This window comes from Mycobacterium sp. EPa45 (genome assembly GCF_001021385.1).
Taxonomy (GTDB): domain Bacteria; phylum Actinomycetota; class Actinomycetes; order Mycobacteriales; family Mycobacteriaceae; genus Mycobacterium.
On record NZ_CP011773.1, the window covers coordinates 4,065,020 to 4,086,702 of the forward strand.

Here is a 21,683-nt window from a genome sequence, read left to right on the forward strand (position 1 = left end):
TCTCAGCGCACTCGCTGTAGCGCGTCGACGGTCTCGAGTTCCTCCAGCGCGGTCACCGCGCGCCGCAGGCCCTCCAGCGCGATGCGCTCGGATTGCATGCCGCCGAGTCCTGCGGTGGCGAGGCCCGAAAGATACGGGTGCGCAACGGCTTGCCGATAGCGCGTCCACAGGTCGTCGCGGTCGAATTGCGGTCCACCCATGGCGGCCAGTGCCGTTCGATACACGTCGAGTAGGTCACGCTCGACGCCCGCCCGGTCACCGACCGGAGTACCGAGGACGATCGCGTAGGCGAGGTCGCGTGCCGGATGACCGCGTCTCAGCACCTGCCAGTCCAGCAACCCTGCCCGCCCATTGCGGAAGAACGTGTTCCCGGGATGGGCGTCTCCGTGCAGGACGGTGTGCGGGCCGCGGTCGATCAGGGCGGTGATGGCGGGAAAGTTCTCCCAGATGTAGCGGCCGGCCCGTACCGGTATCGTCGTCGAGCCCGCCAGGCGGCGCGCCGAGGTGCGCATGACCGCGGGTGTCAGGAGATTGGCCGGGTCCTCCGAGGGCGCCACCAGCCAGGCGAATTGACCACCGCCACCGGACTTTTGGGGCAAACGACCCCAGAACGTCGCGTGCAATTCGGCCAACACTTCGAGGACTTGGCCCATCTGGTCGGTCGACAGCGGGTTCAGCGTGTCCGGGAACTCGCACGGCGAGATGGTCATATCCTCCAGGACGATCACGAAGCGCCCCGTCAGGTGGTCGAATGCCGAGCCGTACGACCTCGGAACTCCCGCCCCGAGTTCGGGTGCCAATTCCCGGTAGAACCGAGCTTCGGTCTCACCAAGGCCGGCCAGCTCCCCCAGCATCCTGATGCCGGCACTGTCGGCGGACATCTTCACGAACACCGATGCCGGGACATCATCGCCGGTGAGCGCCAGTCGGGCGCGGCTCGAGGTTCCCGCGGCGCCGTCGCGGATCGCCACCGAATCGACGCGGCGGCCAATGATCGCGGACAACGCCGTCGGCGTGAGGTCGGCCATCCGACGCGGAAACGACCTCCTGCCGCCAAGCGCGCTGTCGAGGGCGAGTCGCCGCACACCGCGGCCGACGTGGGCGCCGAAGCGCGCAACTGATCGCACCGATGGACCATACCGCCGTTGCGGCACGTACAGTTACAAATCCGCGCGAAAGTGTAAACTTCCCGCACAGCGGACAAGAAAGGCAACGCAATTGGGCATCGTGACCACGAGCTCGGAGACGGCTTTCAGCCAGTCACCGGAGACGATCTATGACTTTGTGACCAATCCCGCCAATTGGACCAAGACCTACCCCGGCAGCAACTACGTGGGAAAGCTGGACCAACTGCCGCTGGCCGTGGGCGACACCTGGGAAGAGGGCGGCCCCGATGGAGATCGGATCTTCACCTGGCACTTGGCGATCGCCGTGCGCCCGAGGCTGTGGGTGTTCAACTCCGTGGGCCGGCTCGGCCACGACCGGGAGGGCAACGGCGGAATGGACGGCCGGATCACCGTTCAGTACCACTTCACTGAGCCCGGCGCGGACGTCACGCTGTTCTCTCGCACCATGACCATCGAAGCGCCGAAGGACGCGCCGATGCCCGACGGCTTCTTTCGAATAGTGAACCCGGCCAACATCGACCGGTATCACGCCGCGATCGCGCGGGAGCTCGCCGCGATCAGTTGAGACCGTGGTGGTGGTTGCCGGGCGGCTCGGTCGGCGCGGGCGGTGCGATCACCGTCGGCGAGAACTTGTTGCCGTCTGTCGGGCTGAGCTGCTTCTCGGTCGGCGTCGCGGATGGACTGGGCGACGCCGGTGACGTCGTCGTAGTCGTCGAGGTGGACGGCGACGGAGCCGGGCTCTCGTTCTTACTGCACGACGCGACGAACGACGCCATGGAAATGAGCGCGGCACCACCGATGAGCGCAGCAACACGGGCAGGGATAGAGGGCGAATTCATGACGATCCTTTACCGAAAGCGGCGAACTCGCCCTCGCCGGGGGCCTTAGATAGGCCGGAATGCCTGTTCGAGCTGCAGATCTTTCCATGATTTTGTGAACTTGGCAATCACCTGTGCGCTCCGGAGATGTTTCCTCGCGGCGCACACACGGCGCCTGCAGGATTCGCCCAGGAGCAGCTCCCCGCGCCGTGATCACCAAGCCAGCCGGGCTTCTCGGCTTCGTTTGATCGGTGAATTTGTTTGCAGACTTGTGACTCCGAGTCGGCCACGAGGTTTGCCCGTTGCGGTACCGTCTTCTCAGCGTTTTCTAAGGGGAGCAGTGATGGGTTCGACAAATAGTGCCTCGAAGTATGTGGGTCGCATCGGCGGTCTGGCAGTGGGTTTGGGTGTCGGGGTGGCGATCCTCGCCGGCGCGGGCGCGGCGTGGGCCGAGACGTCCGGCTCCAGTGACTCGGGCTCGCCGTCGCAAAGCTCGTCCGGTACCGGGGCCGCCGGACCGTCGAAGCCGAAGGCCACCGCCTCATCGGCCCGGACATCCAACAAGTTGACCACCACGCGCACCGCGAACAAGGCTCCCCAGGCCGCGACGGTACCCAAGGCAAGCACGGTCAGCGCCGAAGCAAAGCCCACCGCACCGAAGGTGGTCACCGGGCTGCTGTCCGCGGTCGACGTGACGAGCGAGACCGGCGTCGCCGCGTCCGGGCGACGCGAGATCTCCCCCGCCGGCGCCGCGGTATCCACTGCCGCCGTGGTGATTGCGCCACCCACCAGCATCCCGTCCTCGCCGGTCGGTTGGGTGACCGGCCAGTTCAACAACGCCTACCCCGGCAGCGGCTGGCGGCAGACCAACAACACCGCCGGCTTCGGGATCTACGGAACCGACCTCGGCATCATGTGGGAGAACGGGCTGACCGGCAAGATCCAACTGGCGTTCGGTGACACCTTCAGCCAGCCCGGCATGACCGGCGACTGGCGCTCCAACGTTTTGCTTCTGAGCACCGACACACAGCTGTGGGATGGCCTCGATCTGCTGAAGACCGGGTATGCCGGGCAATTCATCCGGCGCAACTCTGGCGTGCTGTTCCCGTTCTTCGGTTCCGAGGTGACGGTCATCCCGACCTCCGCCGTCTCGGTCAACAACGAGCAGTACGTCAACTACATGTCGGTCAAGTCGTGGGACACCCCGGGCCGGTGGACCACTAACTATTCCGCGATCTCGCACTTCGTCGATGGCCCGAACGGCGGCAACTGGGTGCTGGTGCCTTCGACAATCCGTTCGGCGAGCTGGTTCGGCTCAACCACGCCCTACGTTCCGGGTAATCAGAATTTCCAACAGGCGGCCTACGTTCTGCAGCCGGCCGACAAGGTCGCAGCCGGAGACACCCAGTACCTCTACGCGTTCGGCACGCCGTCGGGTCGCGCGGGCTCGGCCTACCTGTCGCGGGTCGCCGTCGACAACGTGAACGACCTCGCCAAATACCAATACTGGAACGGCAACGACTGGGTCACCGGGGCGCCGGTCGCGGCCACGCCGATCATCGGCGATTCCACGCACTCCGCAGGGCTTTTCGGACCAATCATCGATTGGGCGAACGACCCGAATGTGTTCGGCGGAATGCTCGGCGGACTGTTTGGCGCCAAGACCGGCGGCAACGTCAGCGAAATGTCGGTCCAGTACAACGAGTACCTGGGCAAGTACGTGATGATGTACGCCGACGGCAACAACAACGTCAAGCTGCGCTACGCCGACTCGCCGGAAGACACCTGGTCGGCTCCGATCACGGTGGCGACCTCTGCGACCTATCCCGGGCTCTACGCGCCGATGATTCACCCGTGGTCGGGCACCGGAAAGCTGGTCGACGGCAACGGAAATCCGGACACCAGCACGCTCTACTGGAACATGTCGCTGTGGGGCAACTACAACGTAGCGCTGATGAAGACCGACCTGTCCTCGCTGAAGGCGACGCTGGTCTGATCCACCGGGCCGCCCCTGTCAGTGACGCTCGTCGCCCCGCCTGCGTCTAGAATTCAGACTCTGCTACGCTGGCTGATGTGTCCGTCGACCGCGACCTCATCAGCGCCGAAAACTGTTCAGTCAAGCGGGCACTGGACATCGTCGGCGAAAAATGGACGTTGCTGGTCCTGCGCGAGGCGTTCTACGGCGCCCGGCGCTTCGAGCGATTCCAGGCTCGCATCGGTTGTCCCCGCCAGGTCCTGACTGAACGGCTCAACACCCTGGTCGCAGCGGGAGTCTTGCGAAAGATGCCCTACCAGGAGCCCGGTCAGCGCGAGCGTCATGAATACCGCCTGACCGAAAAGGGCAGGGATCTGCTGCCGGCCGTGATCGCACTGATGCAGTGGGGCGACAAGTGGGAGGCAGACCCGGCCGGACCACCGGTGCAGGTCGTTCACCGCGATTGCGGGCACCCCGTCGAACTGCGCCTGCGATGTAGCAACGACCAGACCCCGCTGACCGCCCACGACACCGAGCCGCGGCCCGGCCCCGGAGCCCGCCCAGCCAAAACCGGAAAGACGAGCCGATGACCACCACCACCGCCCATGCCTTCGACACCGCAATCAGCCTGTCGGAAGCCGCTTCTGGGCGCTATATCGGCCATACCACACCGGAGTACGCGAACATGGTGGGCCCGTTCGGCGGGGTGACAGCCGCCGCGATCGTGCGTGCGATCGCCCAGCATCCCGACCGGATCGGCGAACCCGTCGCCCTGACCGTCAACTACCTCGCTCCGGTCAACGACGGTTCCTTCGACATCGCCGTGCGCGCCGTGCGGACCAATCGCACCAATCAGCATTGGACCGTCGAGGTGAGCCAGGACCACGGCGTCACCACCACCGCGACGGCGGTCTTCGGCCTTCGGCGCGATGCCTGGTCGGACACCGAAGCCACCATGCCCGTGGCTCCTGAGCCCGAACGCCTTTCGGATGCACCAGCTTCGGAGGTAGTTCCGTGGATGCGCAACTACGACATGCACTACGTCGAGGGTGGGTTGCCGACCGAATCGGAAGATAGTCCGTCGTCGACGACGACGCTGTGGGTGCGACAACGACCGGCCCGGGCGCTGGACTTCCCGGCTCTCAGCGCGCTGACCGACGTGTTCTACCCGCGGGTGTTCCTGCGCCGCGGCCGCATGCTGCCGGCCGGCACCATCTCGCTGACGACATACTTCCACGTCGACGGCGCCGAACTTGCCCGGCAAGGCGCGGATTACATCCTGGCCAGCGCGCACGCCCAGCGTTTCGCGCGTGGTTACTTCGACCAGTCCGCGCAGATCTGGGGCCGTGACGGCACCCTGCTGGCGACCAGTCACCAGATCGTCTACTACAAAGACTGAATGGCGCAGGACACCGAACCACCGCAGGCCCGGCGATGGCCGCACGTCTTGCGGCTTGTGCTGTTCGTCGCCGTCCTGGCGGTCCTGTTCTATCTGGTTGCAGTGACCAAGGTGATCGACCCGGCTGGCATTCGCGCCGCGATGACGGCGACCGGTCCAGCCGCTCCGCTGGCATACCTGGTGGTGTCGGCGGGACTGGCCGCCGTATTCGTCCCGGGACCGCTGCTGGCCGCTGGCAGTGGAGTGCTGTTCGGCCCGTGGCTCGGCACGTTCGTCACTCTCGGCTCGACGGTGTTGACGGCGATGATCGCCGCCCTGCTCGGCAGGCGAGCCGGCCGGGACAGCGCGCGGGCGCTGTTGGGTCCCGATTGGTCGAGCCGGATCGACGCCCAGATCCAGCGACGCGGGTTGTGGGCAGTGGTCGGCCAGCGGTTTGTGCCGGGTATCTCCGACGCGCTGGCGTCCTACGCCTTCGGCGCCTTCGGAATGCCGTTGTGGCAGATGGCCGCCGGTGCATTCATCGGATCGGCGCCCCGGGCGTTCGTGTATACCGCGCTGGGCGCATCGATCTCAGATCTGTCGTCGCCCCTCGGCTATGCCGCGATCGTGGTGTGGTGCATCACCGCGATCATCGGGGCGTTCGCCGCCCACCGCGGGTACCGCGGTTGGCGCAACCGAGGCCCGAGCCGCTGATCTTGGGCGATACTGACTGACATGGCTGATCGCAATGTGCTCGGCGGCCCACTCGAACCGTGCGGAACCGAACCCATGACGGGCTTCTACCGCGACGGTTGCTGCTCGACCGGTCCGGAGGACGCCGGCCGGCACACGATCTGCGCGGTCGTGACCGCTGAATTCCTCGAACATCAGCGTTCGATCGGCAACGACCTGTCGACCCCGATGCCGCAGTATCGGTTCCCCGGCCTGACGCCCGGCGACCGCTGGTGCGTGACCGCGCTCAACTGGCTGCGGGCCCACACCGACGGGCATGCCGCGCCGGTCGTGCTGGCCTGCACCCATGAACGGACCCTGGACGTGGTCCCGTTGGAGACGTTGCAGGAATACGCTGTCGACGTTCCCGACGACCTGGGCAGCCTGGATCAGAAGTAACCGTTGGCCGGTGGCCACACCCCGTTGACCGCGTAGTTTCCCGCCGCATGTGCCTTGTACGCCAGCGGGTTGTGGGTGGAGACGGTACGAACGTTGCGCCAGTGCCGGTCGAGGTTGAGGGCGCGCGCGGTGGCCGACGCCCCGCCGGTGTCGAACAGCCGCTCGGCCGCCGCGAGGCTCAGCCGTTCCGCGATCAGTTGCGCCTCGGCGACGACGATCGACACCCGAGCCAGCTCTTCCGCGTCGTCGACGCGCCCGGAGTCCACCAGCGCGTCGAGCGCGTCGGCGGCATTGAGGACCAGGGCCTCGGCCGCGGACGCGTTCGCGGCGATCTCACCGACGGCGTGCAGGGTGAACGGATCTCCGGCGGCGGTGTCAGCCAGTGAGTGCGACGCCGGGCGGGCCTTGTTCTGCACGTACCAGATGGCGTCGTCGCGGGCCGCCGCCGCGATACCCGCCGCGACCGCGGCCAGATACAGCTGCAGGAATGCGGTGCTGTGACCGAGGTGCTGGCCGTCCGACACGGTGATCACCTCGTGCGGGCGGACCTCCACGTTGGTGAATCGGGTTCCGCCGCTCGCGGTGGTGCGCTGGCCGAAACCATCCCAGTCGTCGAACAGCTCGACCCCGTCGCGTCCGGCGGGCACGATTGCCTGCACGTCACGCCCTTCGGCATCGTTGGCTGAGACCGCGATCAGGTCGGCGAAAAGTGTTCCGGTGGAATAGAATTTGTAGCCGTTGAGCCGCAGCACGCCGGCACCGTCGGCGAGCAATGTGGTGTCCGCACCCGATGGCGCCTTGCCTTTGGCATCGGTGATCGCGTTGCCGACGACGACGCCCGCGTTGACCCGCGGGAACCATTCCTCGCGTTCGGGTTCGGTCGCGCGGTTGCTCAGCAGTCGCTCAGCGAAGCCGAAATGCGGCCGAAGCGCTTGTGCCACATTGGAACTGCCCCGCGCGATCCGGATGACGGCGGTCAAAACGTCTCGTACGGAGCCGCCCGGGCCGCCGAAGCGGGACGGCACCCGCAGCGTCAGCGCACCGGTGCGGCGGATCGCCTCGACGGCCTCGTACTGAAGAACTCGCTCGCGCTCGGCGGCGGCATCAGTGTGGCGTAGGTCTTCGACGACATCGGCGAGCCGCGCGAGCCGCTCGGCGGGCGTCCCGCCCAGTGGTTCGGTGGTGAACCTCGGGCGCGGCGCCACCGGCCGGGGAGCTTCGGAGGTCTGCGTTATCGCGGTCATTGGGCGTCCTCAAGGCTTTTCGCGGTAATGACTGATGATGTTGTCGGCGAAGCGGTCCAGCTCGGACTCGATCGGCTGGAACTGCAGCATGAACAGTTCGATGCCGGCCGCGTGGAAGGCATCGATCCGCTCGATCACCTGCTCGTAGCTGCCGACCAGACCGGCCAGCGTGCCGCCGTTGGATCCGATGCGCTTGCTGCCGGCGAGCACCTGGTACATCGCCGTGTTCGGATCGGTGCCGGTGGAGATCTCGGGCCGCGACTCGGCGTCGATCAGTGCCTGCAGATGTGCCTCCTCGGCCTTGGCCTCGGCCTCGGTGGCACGAGCAATCACGAAGGCGGACAACCCGAATCGCAGCGGCCCGCGGTCTCGAGGCCGGGCGCGCAGATCCTCGATCAACGCGACGGTGTCCACGAATGGCCGGCCGTTGATGAAATACACATCGCCGTGTGAAGCACCCAGCGCCCGGCCCGGCTCGGACTCACCCCCGATGTACACCGGCGGGACGTCCTTCGGGACCGGCCGCACCAGAGCTTGCTGTCCACCGCGATCCCCGACCGAAACGTGCTTGCCGCTCCACAAGTCGAGGACGGAGTCCAACCACTCGCGGGTGTAGGCGTAGCGGTCGTCGTGGGCGAGCGGGTCGATGCCCAAGGCCTCGAGTTCGGGCAGGAACCACCCGGTCACCACGTTGATCGACAACCGGCCGCCGGAGATCTCGGCGATGTTGGCGGCGACCTTGGCGAACACCAGCGGGTTGAACAGCAGCGGCTTGATCGCCCCGATGAGCTCTATCCGGTCGGTAGCTTCGGCCACGCCGGCCAGCGTGGACCACGTCTCCAACACATCGTTCTCGGTGTCGCTGGGATGGATCACATGCTGGGCCACCAGAGTGGCATCGAATCCCCGACTTTCGGCGTGCACCAACAGGTCGCGGGTACGCCGGTAGCCGGCGTCCGGGAGGTCGTCGGGGTGGGTGCGGGCGCCGTGGTTGCCGTAGACCGGCGCCCACACGCCGAAACGAGGTCCGCTCATGAGGTGGTCAGGTAGCGCTGCCGCTCCCAGTCACTGACGTGACCGGTGTAGGCCTGCCATTCGCTGCGAGCGATGGAGATGAAGTCGAGCACCGAGTCTCGGCCGAGGATCTCCAGGATCGTGTCGTCCTGTCCGGCCAGCGCCAGTGACGTACCGAGTGATTCCGGCAGCGGAGAGCCCTTGCCGTACAGGTTGCCTGTCCCGGCGGCCGCCGGGGGCCGGCCGGCTTCCAGCCCGGCCACCACCGCTGCCAGTGCCGAGGCGATCAGCCAGTATGGGTTGGCATCCGAAGCGCCCGAACGCAATTCGATGCGGCTGGCGCCGGGCGGATATTCCACCAGTGAGCGGATCGCAGCGCTTCGGTTGTCCCGGCTCCAGTTGACGGTGTCAGGAGCAAACGAATCCGGCGTGTAGCGCCGGTAGGCGTTGACCGAGTGTGCGCCGAACAGGGTGATCGCCGGAAGGTGTTCGAGCAGACCGGCGATGGCCAGCAGGGTCAGCTCACCTTCCTCACCGTCCACCGGCGCGAAGGCGGGCTCGTCCTCGCGCCACAGCGAGATGTGCAGGTGCGCCGAACTTCCGGAATGCTCCGAGAACGGTTTGGGCATGAAGCTGGCCACCTTGCCGTGCTTGCGGGCCACCTCCTTGGCGGCATACTTCAGGCGTGCGCCGTCGTCGGCGGCGGCGAGCGCGTCGGTGTACACCAGGTTGGTCTCGACCTGGCCCGGCCCGTACTCGGTCTGGATGCCTTCCAGTCGGGTGAACGCCCCGAGGGTGTCGTGCAGGTCCGAGATCAGGGGGTCCAGGCCGTTGGCGTTTTCCAGCGAGTAGGCGTGGATGTCGTTCTGAATCGGCGAACCGTCGGGATTGAGCAGATAGAACTCCAACTCGACACCGACCTTCGCGGTGAAGCCGAGCGAACCCAGTCGTGCGATCACCCGGCGCAGGACCCCGCGCGGATCGAGCAGCGAGGGGGTGCCGTCCGGGCGGACGATATCGGAGATCACATGCCCGACACCCGTGCGCCACGGCAGCGGCTTGTAGGTCGAGAAGTCCGGGATGGCGTGCACGTCGGGGTATCCGTCGTCCCAATTGGTCAGCCGCAGACCGTCGATCACCGTTCCGTCGGTGTTCCACCCGAGGGCGGCCTCGCAGAACGCAAAGCCATGCTTGGCGCGATCGATGAATTGCGTTGCGGGGATCCGCTTTCCGGCAGCGTGACCGAACGGGTCGCTCCAGGCGACCTCGATTTCGGTCAACGAGCCATCGTGCAGGGCGCGCAACAGCTCGGACTCGGCGTCCTGCGTCACGTTCTGGCCTCCTGAGACTCGACATTGCGACGGGTGGCCCCAACCTTCCCCCGCGCGGATCGCGACGTGACAGATTTTGCGTCGGCGTGAGCGCAACTACCTGGCGGACTTTCATTCTCGCTGAGCGCAGAGATTCACAGCCGGCTGACAGCAGGCAAGGGTGTCGGGGTGTCTGTATTCGTCGACGTCGCTCCCACCGGCACCACCGATCCCCCGGTCGGCACCCGGTGGTCCTCCTGGGTCACTCGCCTCGGGCTCCCGTTGCTCTCGCTCCTGGTCTTCTTCGTCGTGTGGCAGCTCGCCGCGGCCAGCGAAATCTGGAATCAGACCTTCGTGCCGTATCCGAGCACGGTGTGGCGCGCCTTCATCGACGTGTCGACCACCCACGACGGCAGCCGCGGGTACGCCGGCTACCTCCTCTGGGAGCACCTCTACATGACGCTGCGCCGGGTGGCCGTCGGTGTCGTGATCGGTGTGGCCGCCGGCGTCGCCCTTGGTCTGCTGATGGGTTCCATCCCGTGGGTCCGCAGCGTTCTCGAGCCGTGGCTGACGTTCCTGCGCGCACTGCCCCCGCTGGCCTACTTCTTCTTGCTCGTCATCTGGCTCGGCATCGACGAGGCGCCCAAGATCACTCTGCTGGCGCTGGCGGCCCTGCCGCCTGCGGCGGTGGCCACCACGGCCGCGGTCGTCGCGGTACCGGTCAGCCTGGTCGAAGCGGCCCGCGCGCTCGGCGCCTCCCGCCGTGATGTCGTGCGCGACATCGTGATTCCGTCGGCTCTGCCGGAGACCTTCACCGGAATCCGGCTGGCCGTCGGCATGGCCTACTCCTCGGTGGTCGCCGCCGAACTGTTCAACGGCATTCCCGGCGTCGGCGGCCTGGTCAAGGACGCCAGCAATTACAACAACACCCCCGTCGTGCTGGTCGGCATCTTCGCGATCGGCGTCTCGGGGCTCGTCATCGACGGTCTACTGCGCGCTGTCGAGCGTCGCGCCGTCCCCTGGAGAGGAAAAGTATGACCTACAAGAAGCTCGTCGCCCTGGCTGCCGCCGCCCTCACGGTGATCGGCATGGCCGGCTGCTCGGTCGATCACTCGAAGTCGGACGCCGGCAAGCCCACACTTCGGCTCGGGTACCAGGCCTTCCCCAGCGGCGATCTGATCGTGAAGAACAATCGGTGGCTGGAAGACGCGCTGCCGGACTACAACATCAAGTGGGTCAAGTTCGACTCCGGCGCCGACGTCAACACCGCGTTCATCGCCAAAGAGCTGGACTTCGGCGCGCTGGGCTCCAGCCCCGTCGCCCGCGGACTCTCGGCGCCGCTGAACATCCCCTACAGCGTCGCGTTCGTGCTCGACGTGGCGGGCGACAACGAGGCGCTGGTCGCCCGCAACGGCAGCAATATCAACTCCATCGCCGACCTGAAGGGCAAGCGGGTGGCCACCCCGTTCGCCTCGACCGCGCACTACAGTCTGCTTGCCGCGCTGGCCCAGAACGGGTTGTCGCCCAGCGATGTCCAGCTGATCGACCTGCAGCCGCAGGCGATCCTGGCGGCGTGGGAGCGCGGCGATATCGAGGCTGCCTACACCTGGTTGCCGACGCTGGATCAGCTGCGCAGGACCGGCAGGGATCTGATCACCAGCCGTCAGCTGGCCAAGGACGGCAAGCCGACCCTGGATCTGGGTGTGGTGTCGAACCAGTTCGCCAAGGACCACCCCGAGGTCGTCGATGTCTGGCGCAAGCAGGAAGCCCGCGCGCTGACCGTCATCCACAGCGACCCGGCCGCGGCAGCCAACGCCATCGCCGGCGAAATCGGCCTGCCGCCTGCCGACGTCGAGGGTCAGCTCAAGCAGGGTGTGTACCTGACGCCGCAGGAAGTCGCGTCCCCGCAATGGCTGGGCAGCCAGGGCACCCCCGGCAACATCGCGGTGAACCTGCAGAGCGCGTCGCAGTTCTTGGCCGAACAGAAGCAGATCCCGACCGCCGCTGCGCTCAAGACCTTCGCCGACGCCATCTACACGCAGGGATTGCCAAGTGTCATCGCCCAGTAGGACGGCCGCGTCGACACCGGTGTCGGAGTCGCACAAGGACGGCGGAATCCAGATCCGCGGTGTCGAGCACCGATACGGCACCACAACGGCGCTCGGGCCCGTCGACCTCGACGTGGAGCCAGGCTCATTCCTGGTTCTGGTCGGCGCATCGGGGTGCGGCAAGAGCACCCTGCTGCGACTGATCGCCGGATTCGAGTCACCCAGCAGCGGCGAGCTCAAAGTGTCGGGGCGGCGGCCGGTTCCGGGTCAGACCGCCGGCGTGGTGTTCCAGCAGCCGCGGTTGTTCCCGTGGCGCAATGTCGGCGGCAACGTCGAACTGGCCCTGAAGTACGCCGGCACGCCACGAGAACGGCGGGTCGAGCGGCGTGATCAGCTGCTGAGCCGGGTAGGCCTGAAAGACATTGCGCACCGCAAGATCTGGGAGATCAGTGGCGGCCAGCAGCAACGAGTCGCGATCGCGCGTGCGCTGGCCTCCGAACGTCCGGAGACGTCCCTGTTGCTGCTCGACGAGCCGTTCGCCGCGTTGGATGCCTTGACCCGAGAACGATTGCAGGAGGACATCCGCGAGGTCAGCGCGGAATCGGGTCGCACCACCGTGTTCGTCACACACAGCGCCGACGAAGCGGCGTTCTTGGGATCGCGGATCGTGGTGCTGACCCACCGTCCAGGCCGAATCGCCCTGGACCTGTCGGTGGACCTGCCCCGAACCGGGATCGACGCCGACGAACTGCGCCGAAGCTCCGAATACGTTCGGCTGCGCCAAGACGTCAGCCGAGCCGTCAAAGCCGCGGCGGTCGAATCGGCATGACCGCGATCTCGGCCTGTCCCATCCTCTCGACGACGGCCGAAGCGGTCGCGGCCGCGACGGAGTTGGCCGCCGACTTCGCCACCGACGCCGCTGCGCGAGACCGGCAGCGCGAACTGCCATTTCGTGAGATCGACCGGCTGTCGGCCAGCGGCCTGCTGGCGATCACCGTGCCCGTCGCCTACGGCGGGGCCGGGCTGCCGGCCAGCACCGTCGCCGAAGTGGTGCGGATCCTGGCCACTGCCGACCCGAACATCGCCCAGATCCCGCACAGCCATTTCGTATACGTCAACCTGCTGCGGCTGGCCGGTTCGGACGATCAGCTACGCCACCACGCGGAACGGATTCTGCGGGGAGCGCGCATCGCCAACGCGCAGTCCGAGCGCGGCACCGCCACGGTGGCCGACATAGCGACGACCGTGCGTCCGGCCGACCGCCGCTTTCGCATCGACGGCGCCAAGTACTACTGCACCGGCTCGCTGTTCGCCGACATCCTGGCTGTGCTCACCCGTCTCGACGACCCGGAAGGCGAAAGCGGCTTGGCCGATGGCCAATACGTCGCCTTCCTGCCGGCCGATACCCCCGGGGTCCGGATCGTGGACGACTGGCACGCGCTGGGCCAGCGGACGACCGGCAGCGGCTCCGTGATTCTCGACGGCGTGCTGGTCGAGAGATCGGCGCTGGTGCCGCGGGCGCCGGCCGTCGGCGAGCCGACCGGCTACGGCGCCTTCGCGCAGCTTCTGCACGCCGCGATCGACGCCGGTATCGCACGAGGGGCGTTGGAGGCGGCCGCGGCGTTCGTCCGGGAGAAAAGCAGGCCGTGGTTCGAGGCCGGCGTAACGCGGGCCGGTGACGATCCGCTGCTGATCCAGCGGTTCGGCGAACTGGCCGTCACGGTCCAGGCCGCGGAGTCCGCACTCGCGGTCGCCGGCGCGACGGTCGACGGCGCGGTCGCGGCGGAGGCGTCGCTGGCCGTCGCGGGCGCGAAGATCCTGGCCGACAAGGCCGCCAACGAGGTCTCCAGCGCGCTGTTCGAGGTCAGCGGCACTCGCAGCGCGGCGGCGGACCTGAACCTCGACCACTTTTGGCGCAACGCACGCACCCACACCCTGCACGATGCGGTGCGCTGGAAGTACCAGCACATCGGCCGTGCTCTGTTGCACGGCACGCCGCCGCCGCTGCACTCAGCGATCTGACGAGGGCTGGACGTCGGGTAGAACGGCGTTACCAACCCCACACCGACCTCGCGGCGTCTGGTAAAACTGTCTAAGTAAATTGCCGTAGCGGGGAGGACTTGGGCTGGTGAGCGCCCCGACCGAAGAGCGCGTCCTTCACGCCGAGCCGCCGCAACGAGCGGCTCTGGCCAAGTGGATCCGGCGCCTGGCCGTACCGATCATCCTCGGCTGGGTCGGCCTCATCATCGTGCTGAACATGGCAGTGCCGCAGCTCGAGGAAGTCGGCAAGCTGCGGGCGGTGTCGATGTCGCCCAAGGAGGCGCCCTCGGTCATTGCGATGATGCGCTCGGGGCAGGTCTTCGAAGAGTCCGACTCCGACAGCTCGGCGATGATCGTTCTGGAAGGCGACCAGCCGCTGGGTGACGACGCCCACCGCTTCTACAACGACATGGTCGCCAAGCTGCGGGCCGACACCACGCACGTGCAGCACATCCAGGACTTCTGGGGGGATCCGCTCACCGAAGCCGGCGCACTGAGTGCCGACTCCAAGGCCGTCTACGTGCAGGTGGCACTGGCCGGGAACATGGGCGAGACGCTGGGCAACGATTCGGTCGAGGCCGTCCAGAAGATCGTCAAGGGCTTGTCTCCCCCGCCGGGCGTCAAGGTCTTCGTGACGGGCGGCCCCGCGCTGCAGGCCGACCAACAACATGCCGGCGACAAGAGCATCCGGATCATCGAGCTCACCACCATCGCGGTCATCTTGATCATGCTGCTGTTCTTCTATCGATCGATCGTGACCGTCGGGCTGGTCCTGGTGATGTTGATCCTGGGCCTGACGGTGACGCGCGGCGCGGTGGCATTCCTGGGATACCACAATCTGATCGGCCTGTCGCCGTTCGCAACTCAGCTGCTGGTCACATTGGCGATAGCGGCGACAACCGACTACGCGATCTTCCTCATCGGCCGATATCAAGAGGCCAGAGCGCTCGGCGAGAGCCGCGAAGACGCCTACTACACGATGTACCACGGCACCGCGCATGTGGTGCTCGGCTCGGGCATGACGATCGCCGGGGCGACGTTCTGCCTGTCCTTCACCCGGCTGCCGTACTTCAAGTCGCTCGGTGTGCCGCTGGCCGTCGGCATGGTGGTCGCGGTGATATCGGCGTTGACCCTCGGCGCCGCGATCGTCACGGTGGCCAGCCGCTTCGGAATGCTGGAGCCCAAGCGGGCGATGCGGATCCGGTTCTGGCGGCGCCTCGGCGCGGCCGTGGTGCGCTGGCCGGTTGCCATCCTGTTCGCGACGGTGATGATCGCCCTGATCGGGCTCATCACCCTGCCGGGTTACCAGCCGAACTACAACGACCGGAAGTATCTGCCGGCCGACCTGCCGGCCAACGAAGGGTTCGCCGCCGCGGAGCGACACTTCCCCATCGCCCGGATGAATCCCGAGATGCTGCTGCTCGAAACCGACCAGGACACCCGCAACTCGGCCGACTTCCTGGTCATCGAGAAGATCAGCAAGGCCATCGCGAAGGTTCCCGGTATCGGCCGGGTGCAGTCGATCACCCGCCCCGCCGGAAAACCGCTGAAGTACAGCACGATTCCGTCCCAGATCAGCATGGGCGGCACCAGCCAGACGATGAACCGGTCCTACCTGCAGGACCGGATGGCCGACATGCTGGTCCAGGGCGAGCAGATGCAAGACACCATCAACACGATGACGCAGATGATCAACTTGATGGAACGACTCAGCGCCGTCACCCACGACATGGTCGGGAAGACCGACGAAACGGCGGTCGACATCGCGGAGTTGCGCGATCACATCTCCGATTTCGACGACTTCTTCCGCCCGATCCGCAATTACCTGTACTGGGAACCGCACTGCTACGACATCCCGCTGTGCTGGTCGACGCGTTCGGTCTTCGACACTCTCGACGGCGTCGACAAGATGACCGACGACATCCAGCAGTTGCTGCCAGACATGCACCGCCTCGATGCCCTTATGCCGCAAATGGTTTCACTGATGGGTCCGACCATCGACTCGATGAAGCGGATGCGCATCATGATGCTGACCCAGCAGGCCAGCCAGGCCAGCCAGCAGGACCAGCAAGCAGCATTGAGCGAGAACCAGGCGGCGATGGGGACCGCATTCAACGATTCGCTGAACGACGACACGTTCTACCTGCCGCCGGAAATCTTCGACAACGACGAATTCAAGCGCGGCATCAAGAACTTCATCTCCCCCAACGGCCACGCGGTGCGGTTCATCATCTCCCACGAGGATGACCCGTTGTCGGCCGATGGCATCAAACGCATCGACGACATCAAGAACGCCGTCTTCGAAGCCATCAAGGGCACGCCGCTGGAAGGCTCCAAGGTCTACCTCGGCGGGACCGCGTCCGCCTTCAAGGACATGCAGGAAGGCAACAAGTACGACCTGTTGATTGCCGGCGTGGCCGCCCTGTCTCTGATCTTCATCATCATGCTGATCATCACGCGGGCCATTGTGGCGGCCGCGGTGATCGTCGGCACTGTCGTGCTGTCCCTCGGCGCGTCATTCGGCCTGTCCGTGTTGCTGTGGCAGCACCTGTTGGGTATCGAGTTGCAATTCATGGTGATGGCGATGGCGGTCATCATCCTGTTGGCGGTCGGCGCCGACTACAACCTGCTGCTGGTCGCCCGGATGAAAGAAGAGATACCGGCGGGCATCAACACCGGAATCATCCGCGCCATGGGCGGCAGTGGGTCGGTGGTGACGGCGGCCGGCCTGGTGTTCGCGTTCACCATGATCTCGATGTCGGTCAGCGCCATGGTGGTGGTCGCCCAGGTGGGTACGACGATAGGCCTCGGCCTGCTGTTCGACACACTGGTGGTTCGCGCGTTCATGACGCCGGCGATCGCCGCGCTCATGGGACCGTGGTTCTGGTGGCCGCAGATCGTGCGACCCAAGCCGATGTCCACGCGGCCGCACGGCCAATTGCTGCGCTAGCGCTACCCCAGTCTGCTATGACTGTCGGCAATGGATCGCCGCGGCGGATTCGCGGCCGAGGAGCACTGCCGCATCATTGCGGCCCGGGGGAAAGCCGTGGGGACTCAGACCGAGGTACCGCCCCGCCGCGGTGAGGTCTCCGACGAGCGGAGACCCGGGGTGGCCCGCTGGATCCGCCGGCTGGCGATACCGATCATCCTGGGCTGGCTCGCCGTCATCGCCGCCCTGACCGTATTCGTGCCGCCCCTTGACGTCGTCGGCGAGATGCGCGCAGTGTCGCTTTCACCGAAGGAATCCCCATCGGTGATCGCCTTGATGCGCAACGGCGCGGTGTTCGAGGAGTCTGATTCCGACAACGCGGTGATGATCGTCCTGGAGGGGCAGCGGCCACTCGACGCGGCGGCCCGCCGGTACTACGGCGAGCTCATCGACAAACTGCATGCCGACACCAAGCACGTGCAACACGTCCAAGACTTCTGGGGTGATCCGCTGACCGAGGCGGGTGCCCTGAGCGCCGACGGGAAAGCCGTCTACGTGCAGGCCTCACTGGCAGGCAACATGGGTGAGTCACTGGGCAACGAGTCGGTCGCCGCGGTCCAGAAGATCGTCAAGGATCTGCCTGCGCCGCCGGGCGTCAAAACCTTCGTGACCGGCGGTTCGGCGATGCAGACCGACCAGCAGAAAGAGGGCGGGCGAAGCATCCAGGTGGTGAAGATCGCCACCGTCACGGTCATCATCTGCATGCTGCTGTTCTTCTACCGGTCGATCACCACCGTCGGCACCGTTCTGGTGATGCTCGTCATGGGCCTGTCGGTCACGCAAGGCGCGGTGGCATTCCTGGCGTACCACAACCTGATTGGCTTGACGACGTTCGTCACGCAGATACTGGTGCCCCTGGCACTCGCTGCCACAACCGACTACGCGATCTTCCTCATCGGGCGCTACCAGGAAGCCCGCGTGGACGGCCAGGACAGAGAGTCGGCCTACTACACGATGTTTCGAGGCACCGCGCATGTGGTGCTGGCCTCTGGCATGACGATTGCCGGTGCGACGTGCTGCCTGTCCTTCACCCGGTTGCCCTACTTCCACACGCTCGGTATTCCGCTGGCCGTCGGCATGGTGGTCGCGGTAGTGGCGGCGCTGACGCTCGGACCGTCGATGGTGACGGTCGCCAGCCGCTTCGGGCTGCTGGAACCCAAGCGGGCGATGCGAATTCGGTTCTGGCGACGCCTCGGCGCGGTCGTGGTCCGCTGGCCGGGCTGGGTCCTGTTCCTGACTGTGTTCATCGCCCTGATCGGGCTGATCGCGCTGCCCGGCTACCGCCCCAACTACGACGACCGCAAATACCTGCCTGCCGACCTGCCGGCCAACGAAGGATTCGCGGCCGCCGAGCGCCACTTTCCCGTCGCCCGGATGAATCCGGAACTGCTGCTCATCGAGACCGGTCAGGATCTGCGCAACCCGGCCGACTTCCTGGTACTCGAGCGCATCACCAAGGCGGTCGCCAGGGTTCCCGGTATCGGCCGCGTCCAGTCCATCACCCGTCCTGATGGAAAACCGTTGAAGTACAGCACGATTCCGGCTCAAATGAGCATCAGCGGCTCACTGCAGACGATGAACCGCTCCTATATGCAGGACCGCATGGCGGACATGTTGGTTCAAGGCCAGGAGATGCAGAACACCATCAACACGATGACGCAGATGATCGGTTTGATGGAGCAGCTGAGCGCGACCACACACGACATGGTCGGCAAAACCGAGCAGACCGCCGTCGACCTCGCCGCACTGCGCGACCACATCTCGGACTTCGACGACTTCTTCCGCCCGATCCGCAATTACCTCTATTGGGAGCCGCACTGTTACGACATCCCGATGTGCTGGGCGGTGCGGTCAACCTTCGACGCGCTCGATGGCGTCGACACCATGACCGACGACATCCAGCGGTTGGTACCCGACCTGCGCGATCTCGATTCAGTTATGCCGCAGATGATTCCGCTGCTGCGATCGTCGATCGAATCGATGAAGCGGATGCGGATCATGATGCTGACACTGCAGGCCACCCAATCCGGCATGCAGGACCAGATGGCGGAGATGAACGACGGCTCCTCGGCGATGGCGGCGGCGTTCAATGATTCGCTGAACGACGACACGTTCTACGCGCCGCCGGAGATCTTCGACAACGACGAAGTCAAGCGCGGCATGAAGAATTTCATCTCCCCCAACGGCCACGCGGCGCGGTTCATCATCTCCCACGAGGCAGACCCGATGTCGGAGGACGGCATCAAACGCATCGACGCCATCAAGGCCGCCGTCTTCGAAGCCATCAAGGGCACGCCGCTGGAAGGCTCGAAGGTCTACCTGGGGGGCACCGCGTCGGCGTTCAAGGACATGGAGGACGGCAACTCCTACGACCTCAAGATCGCCGGCATCGCGGCGTTGTCGTTGATCTTCATCATCATGCTGTTGATCACCCGCGCTCTGGTGGCTGCCATGGTGATCGTCGGGACAGTGGTGCTGTCGCTGGGAGCGTCCTACGGCCTGTCGATCCTGCTCTGGCAGCACATCCTCGGGATGCCGCTGCAATTCATCGTGATCGCGATGGCGGTGATCATCCTGCTCGCCGTCGGGGCCGACTACAACCTGCTGCTGGTCGCGCGGATGAAGGAAGAAATACCGGCCGGCATCAACACCGGCATCATCCGCGCGATGGGCGGCAGCGGGTCGGTGGTCACTGCAGCCGGCCTGGTGTTCGCGTTCACGATGATGGCGATGGCCGTCAGCAGCATGATCGTCGTCGCCCAGGTGGGGACGACGATCGGGCTCGGCCTGCTGTTCGACACTCTGGTCATCCGGGCGTTCATGACGCCGGCGCTGGCGGCCCTGCTGGGGCGGTGGTTCTGGTGGCCGCGCATCGTGCGGCCGCGGCCGCTGTCCACGCGGCCGAATGGCCAGCTGCTCAGGTAGGTCCAGGACCCGCGACCGTGCGGTTTCGTACACAACACGCCGCGGCAGGCGTACCGGGACGCACACTCGCGGGCCTCATGGGGCGTTGCTCAGGTAGCCTCGGCCAGCCTCAATTGCATGAGGGCGCCCAGATCGCTTCCTGCACGCTGCAACGGCTTTGGTGAACGCGTCGCAATCGACATGATCACAGCTCCTTCAACAGTCGCAACGACGGTGGTCGCAAGCCCCTCCGCAGCCTCCCGACCGAGTCCGGCCCGTTCAAGCGGTGCGGCGAGAAGATTCACCCACTGGGTGAACGCACTCCCAGCGGCCTGCGCCGCCGCGGGCGCTTCTGAACCACCGAGAGTCGCCGCAACCATCGGGCATCCGGCGGTGTAATCACTCTCGGCCAGCGCCGACTCCCACGACTTCACGAACGCGTCGACGGCTGCGATCGGATCGCCTTCGGCGACAATGCCATCCAGCATCGACGCAAACCCTGCTGCGGCAAACTCTGTTGCCGCAGCTACTAATTCGGGCTTGCCGTCCGGAAAGTTCAGGTAAAGCGTGCGGCGTGCCAGGCCGCTGTGTTCCAAGATCTGCGAGACGCTCGCGCTGCCCACCCCGCGCCGACGCACGAGTTCGATGGTGGTATCGATCAGGCGTTGCCGAGCAGACATTGCAGCCTCCGTCCATTGCGGTAGACCAATCAGTCTACTATCCTCCGGTCTAGTAGATCGATCGGTCTACTATCGAGAAGGAGACCTTCATGAGTACGGCCAACCCAGCACTGCGGAAGTTTCGTCGGGAGCGCATCGTCGGTCGCTACGTCGCCAATCCGCTCGTCGCACTGCTCGGACGTCTTGGCCTGCGGACCACCTTCGCGACCGAGTTGCAGACGATGGGCCGCAAGTCGGGCCGTTGGCGTGCCGTGCCCGTGTCCGCGCGCTTCGACGCGACCGGCGCCTGGGTGATCTCCCAGCATGGGCGCCGGTCCGGGTGGGCGCTCAATGTCACCGATGACCCCCAGGTCCGGATCCGGCAGGGCCAACAATGGCGGAGCGGGACTGCACGATTTGTTCCGGACGACGACCCGGCGGCCCGGGTTCGGACGTTTGCAACATCGCGGTTGCTCCTCCCCCTCGTGACCGCCACGTTCAAGGCTTTGCAGTCCGATCCGATCAGCGTGCGCATCGACTTCGTCGATTGACGGCCTGCGTTTGGCGCGAGCGTGCCGTTGCGTACGCAACACACCGTGCTCGGCGTACCGGGGCGCACACTCGAGGCGGTGCTACACCGCATCACCGAAGTCGCCATAAGCCGCTTCCCGCAGAAGCTCCCGCTTAAACCGCGACCTATGAGTGTCGACAACAGCGATCGCGCGCGCCGTAAGTTCGTCTCGAATCCCGCTCTGCGCGTGAGCGTATGGAATGAACGCGCGCAACAGATCCGGAGTGTCCAGCGCAATCTCCAAGGGGATGTGGTCGGCATACAGCGGCGAGCCGAGAAGGTGCTCGACACGGTCAGCGCTCCGCCTCAACGGGTCGCCTGTGCCGCGGGGTCTTCCGCCACACATCCCGGCAGGCCTTCTTGCGCCTGCGCGACCGTCGATTGTTCGTCATGCCGCGGACGCTAATCCCGAGGGGTGACATCGACCGGGACGCTTTCGCGAGCGTGCAGTTTCGTACGCAACACGCCGCGTCAG

At 66.0% G+C, this 21,683-nt stretch carries 19 protein-coding genes; 13 read left to right on the forward strand and 6 right to left on the reverse strand.

The window, feature by feature from the left end; all coding sequences use genetic code 11:
• Positions 1-2: 2 nt before the first annotated feature.
• Positions 3-1,127, reverse strand: a complete 1,125-nt coding sequence (locus AB431_RS19490) for a phosphotransferase family protein (RefSeq protein WP_047331315.1) — start codon at positions 1,125-1,127, stop codon at positions 3-5.
• A gap of 91 nt (positions 1,128-1,218) precedes the next feature.
• Between AB431_RS19490 and AB431_RS19495 the strand changes: the two genes are divergently transcribed.
• Positions 1,219-1,692, forward strand: coding sequence for an SRPBCC family protein (locus AB431_RS19495; RefSeq protein WP_047331316.1), 474 nt, complete (start codon positions 1,219-1,221; stop codon positions 1,690-1,692).
• Here AB431_RS19495 and AB431_RS19500 read toward each other — a convergent pair.
• A complete protein-coding gene (locus tag AB431_RS19500) occupies positions 1,685-1,966 on the reverse strand; it encodes a hypothetical protein (protein ID WP_047331317.1) in 282 nt (93 codons plus the stop codon). The two genes, AB431_RS19495 and AB431_RS19500, sit on opposite strands and share 8 nt — an antisense overlap.
• A 322-nt stretch (positions 1,967-2,288) precedes the next feature.
• On the opposite strand from AB431_RS19500, the gene AB431_RS19505 reads away from it, so the two are divergent.
• The 5 genes from AB431_RS19505 (at position 2,289) to AB431_RS19525 (ending at position 6,429) form a co-directional block, all read left to right on the forward strand.
• Positions 2,289-3,941, forward strand: a complete 1,653-nt coding sequence (locus AB431_RS19505) for a DUF4185 domain-containing protein (protein ID WP_047331318.1) — start codon at positions 2,289-2,291, stop codon at positions 3,939-3,941.
• 77 nt (positions 3,942-4,018) lie between these two features.
• The gene (locus AB431_RS19510; protein WP_047331319.1) at positions 4,019-4,510 is read left to right on the forward strand and encodes a helix-turn-helix domain-containing protein; all 492 of its coding nucleotides are present in this window, start codon (positions 4,019-4,021) and stop codon (positions 4,508-4,510) included.
• Positions 4,507-5,319 (forward strand): acyl-CoA thioesterase II, encoded by an 813-nt coding sequence (locus tag AB431_RS19515; RefSeq protein ID WP_047331320.1) that lies wholly within the window; start codon positions 4,507-4,509, stop codon positions 5,317-5,319. The genes AB431_RS19510 and AB431_RS19515 overlap by 4 nt, the downstream gene beginning before the upstream one ends.
• Positions 5,320-6,012 carry a TVP38/TMEM64 family protein gene (locus AB431_RS19520; RefSeq protein ID WP_047331321.1) on the forward strand — a complete coding sequence of 231 codons (693 nt, stop codon included), beginning with the start codon at positions 5,320-5,322 and terminating at the stop codon, positions 6,010-6,012.
• 21 nt (positions 6,013-6,033) lie between these two features.
• Positions 6,034-6,429: a DUF2237 family protein gene (locus AB431_RS19525; protein WP_047331322.1), complete on the forward strand. Its 396-nt coding sequence runs from the start codon at positions 6,034-6,036 to the stop codon at positions 6,427-6,429.
• Here the strand turns inward: AB431_RS19525 and AB431_RS19530 are convergent.
• The 3 genes from AB431_RS19530 to AB431_RS19540 are packed head-to-tail and all read right to left on the reverse strand — an operon-like array spanning position 6,420 to position 10,018.
• Complete coding sequence (locus AB431_RS19530; RefSeq protein WP_047331323.1) at positions 6,420-7,673, reverse strand: acyl-CoA dehydrogenase family protein; 1,254 nt, start codon at positions 7,671-7,673, stop codon at positions 6,420-6,422. The two genes, AB431_RS19525 and AB431_RS19530, sit on opposite strands and share 10 nt — an antisense overlap.
• 9 nt (positions 7,674-7,682) lie before the next feature.
• Complete coding sequence (locus AB431_RS19535) at positions 7,683-8,708, reverse strand: LLM class flavin-dependent oxidoreductase (RefSeq protein ID WP_047331324.1); 1,026 nt, start codon at positions 8,706-8,708, stop codon at positions 7,683-7,685.
• Positions 8,705-10,018, reverse strand: a complete 1,314-nt coding sequence (locus AB431_RS19540) for a glutamine synthetase family protein (RefSeq protein WP_047331325.1) — start codon at positions 10,016-10,018, stop codon at positions 8,705-8,707. The genes AB431_RS19535 and AB431_RS19540 overlap by 4 nt, the downstream gene beginning before the upstream one ends.
• Before the next feature lie 168 nt (positions 10,019-10,186).
• Here AB431_RS19540 and AB431_RS19545 point away from each other — a divergent pair, with 168 nt between their 5' ends.
• The 6 genes from AB431_RS19545 (at position 10,187) to AB431_RS19570 (ending at position 19,999) form a co-directional block, all read left to right on the forward strand.
• A complete protein-coding gene (locus AB431_RS19545) occupies positions 10,187-11,035 on the forward strand; it encodes an ABC transporter permease (RefSeq protein WP_047331326.1) in 849 nt (282 codons plus the stop codon).
• Complete coding sequence (locus tag AB431_RS19550; protein WP_047331327.1) at positions 11,032-12,066, forward strand: ABC transporter substrate-binding protein; 1,035 nt, start codon at positions 11,032-11,034, stop codon at positions 12,064-12,066. Before AB431_RS19545 ends, AB431_RS19550 begins: the two co-directional genes overlap by 4 nt.
• Positions 12,050-12,874 (forward strand): ABC transporter ATP-binding protein, encoded by an 825-nt coding sequence (locus AB431_RS19555; RefSeq protein WP_082135743.1) that lies wholly within the window; start codon positions 12,050-12,052, stop codon positions 12,872-12,874. Before AB431_RS19550 ends, AB431_RS19555 begins: the two co-directional genes overlap by 17 nt.
• Positions 12,871-14,067 carry an SfnB family sulfur acquisition oxidoreductase gene (locus AB431_RS19560; RefSeq protein WP_047331329.1) on the forward strand — a complete coding sequence of 399 codons (1,197 nt, stop codon included), beginning with the start codon at positions 12,871-12,873 and terminating at the stop codon, positions 14,065-14,067. The genes AB431_RS19555 and AB431_RS19560 overlap by 4 nt, the downstream gene beginning before the upstream one ends.
• Positions 14,068-14,173: 106 nt before the next feature.
• Positions 14,174-17,035, forward strand: a complete 2,862-nt coding sequence (locus AB431_RS19565) for an RND family transporter (protein WP_047331330.1) — start codon at positions 14,174-14,176, stop codon at positions 17,033-17,035.
• Between the two features lie 30 nt (positions 17,036-17,065).
• Positions 17,066-19,999: an RND family transporter gene (locus AB431_RS19570; protein WP_082135744.1), complete on the forward strand. Its 2,934-nt coding sequence runs from the start codon at positions 17,066-17,068 to the stop codon at positions 19,997-19,999.
• An 89-nt stretch (positions 20,000-20,088) separates the two neighbouring features.
• Here AB431_RS19570 and AB431_RS19575 read toward each other — a convergent pair whose 3' ends face one another.
• A complete protein-coding gene (locus AB431_RS19575; RefSeq protein ID WP_047331331.1) occupies positions 20,089-20,658 on the reverse strand; it encodes a TetR/AcrR family transcriptional regulator in 570 nt (189 codons plus the stop codon).
• 89 nt (positions 20,659-20,747) lie between these two features.
• Here AB431_RS19575 and AB431_RS19580 point away from each other — a divergent pair, with 89 nt between their 5' ends.
• Complete coding sequence (locus tag AB431_RS19580) at positions 20,748-21,188, forward strand: nitroreductase family deazaflavin-dependent oxidoreductase (protein WP_047331332.1); 441 nt, start codon at positions 20,748-20,750, stop codon at positions 21,186-21,188.
• The last annotated feature ends 495 nt before the right edge of the window (positions 21,189-21,683 follow it).

What these genes read in the sequence shown, in the direction of transcription:
- AB431_RS19500 (WP_047331317.1), bottom strand. Translation starts at nt 1,966, where the DNA reads ATGAATTCGCCCTCTATCCCTGCCCGTGTTGCTGCGCTCATCGGTGGT.
- AB431_RS19575 (WP_047331331.1), bottom strand. Translation starts at nt 20,658, where the DNA reads ATGTCTGCTCGGCAACGCCTGATCGATACCACCATCGAACTCGTGCGT.
- AB431_RS19580 (WP_047331332.1), top strand. Translation starts at nt 20,748, where the DNA reads ATGAGTACGGCCAACCCAGCACTGCGGAAGTTTCGTCGGGAGCGCATC.
- AB431_RS19525 (WP_047331322.1), top strand. Translation starts at nt 6,034, where the DNA reads ATGGCTGATCGCAATGTGCTCGGCGGCCCACTCGAACCGTGCGGAACC.
- AB431_RS19520 (WP_047331321.1), top strand. Translation starts at nt 5,320, where the DNA reads ATGGCGCAGGACACCGAACCACCGCAGGCCCGGCGATGGCCGCACGTC.
- AB431_RS19535 (WP_047331324.1), bottom strand. Translation starts at nt 8,708, where the DNA reads ATGAGCGGACCTCGTTTCGGCGTGTGGGCGCCGGTCTACGGCAACCAC.
- AB431_RS19515 (WP_047331320.1), top strand. Translation starts at nt 4,507, where the DNA reads ATGACCACCACCACCGCCCATGCCTTCGACACCGCAATCAGCCTGTCG.
- AB431_RS19570 (WP_082135744.1), top strand. Translation starts at nt 17,066, where the DNA reads ATGGATCGCCGCGGCGGATTCGCGGCCGAGGAGCACTGCCGCATCATT.
- AB431_RS19505 (WP_047331318.1), top strand. Translation starts at nt 2,289, where the DNA reads ATGGGTTCGACAAATAGTGCCTCGAAGTATGTGGGTCGCATCGGCGGT.
- AB431_RS19560 (WP_047331329.1), top strand. Translation starts at nt 12,871, where the DNA reads ATGACCGCGATCTCGGCCTGTCCCATCCTCTCGACGACGGCCGAAGCG.
- AB431_RS19530 (WP_047331323.1), bottom strand. Translation starts at nt 7,673, where the DNA reads ATGACCGCGATAACGCAGACCTCCGAAGCTCCCCGGCCGGTGGCGCCG.
- AB431_RS19550 (WP_047331327.1), top strand. Translation starts at nt 11,032, where the DNA reads ATGACCTACAAGAAGCTCGTCGCCCTGGCTGCCGCCGCCCTCACGGTG.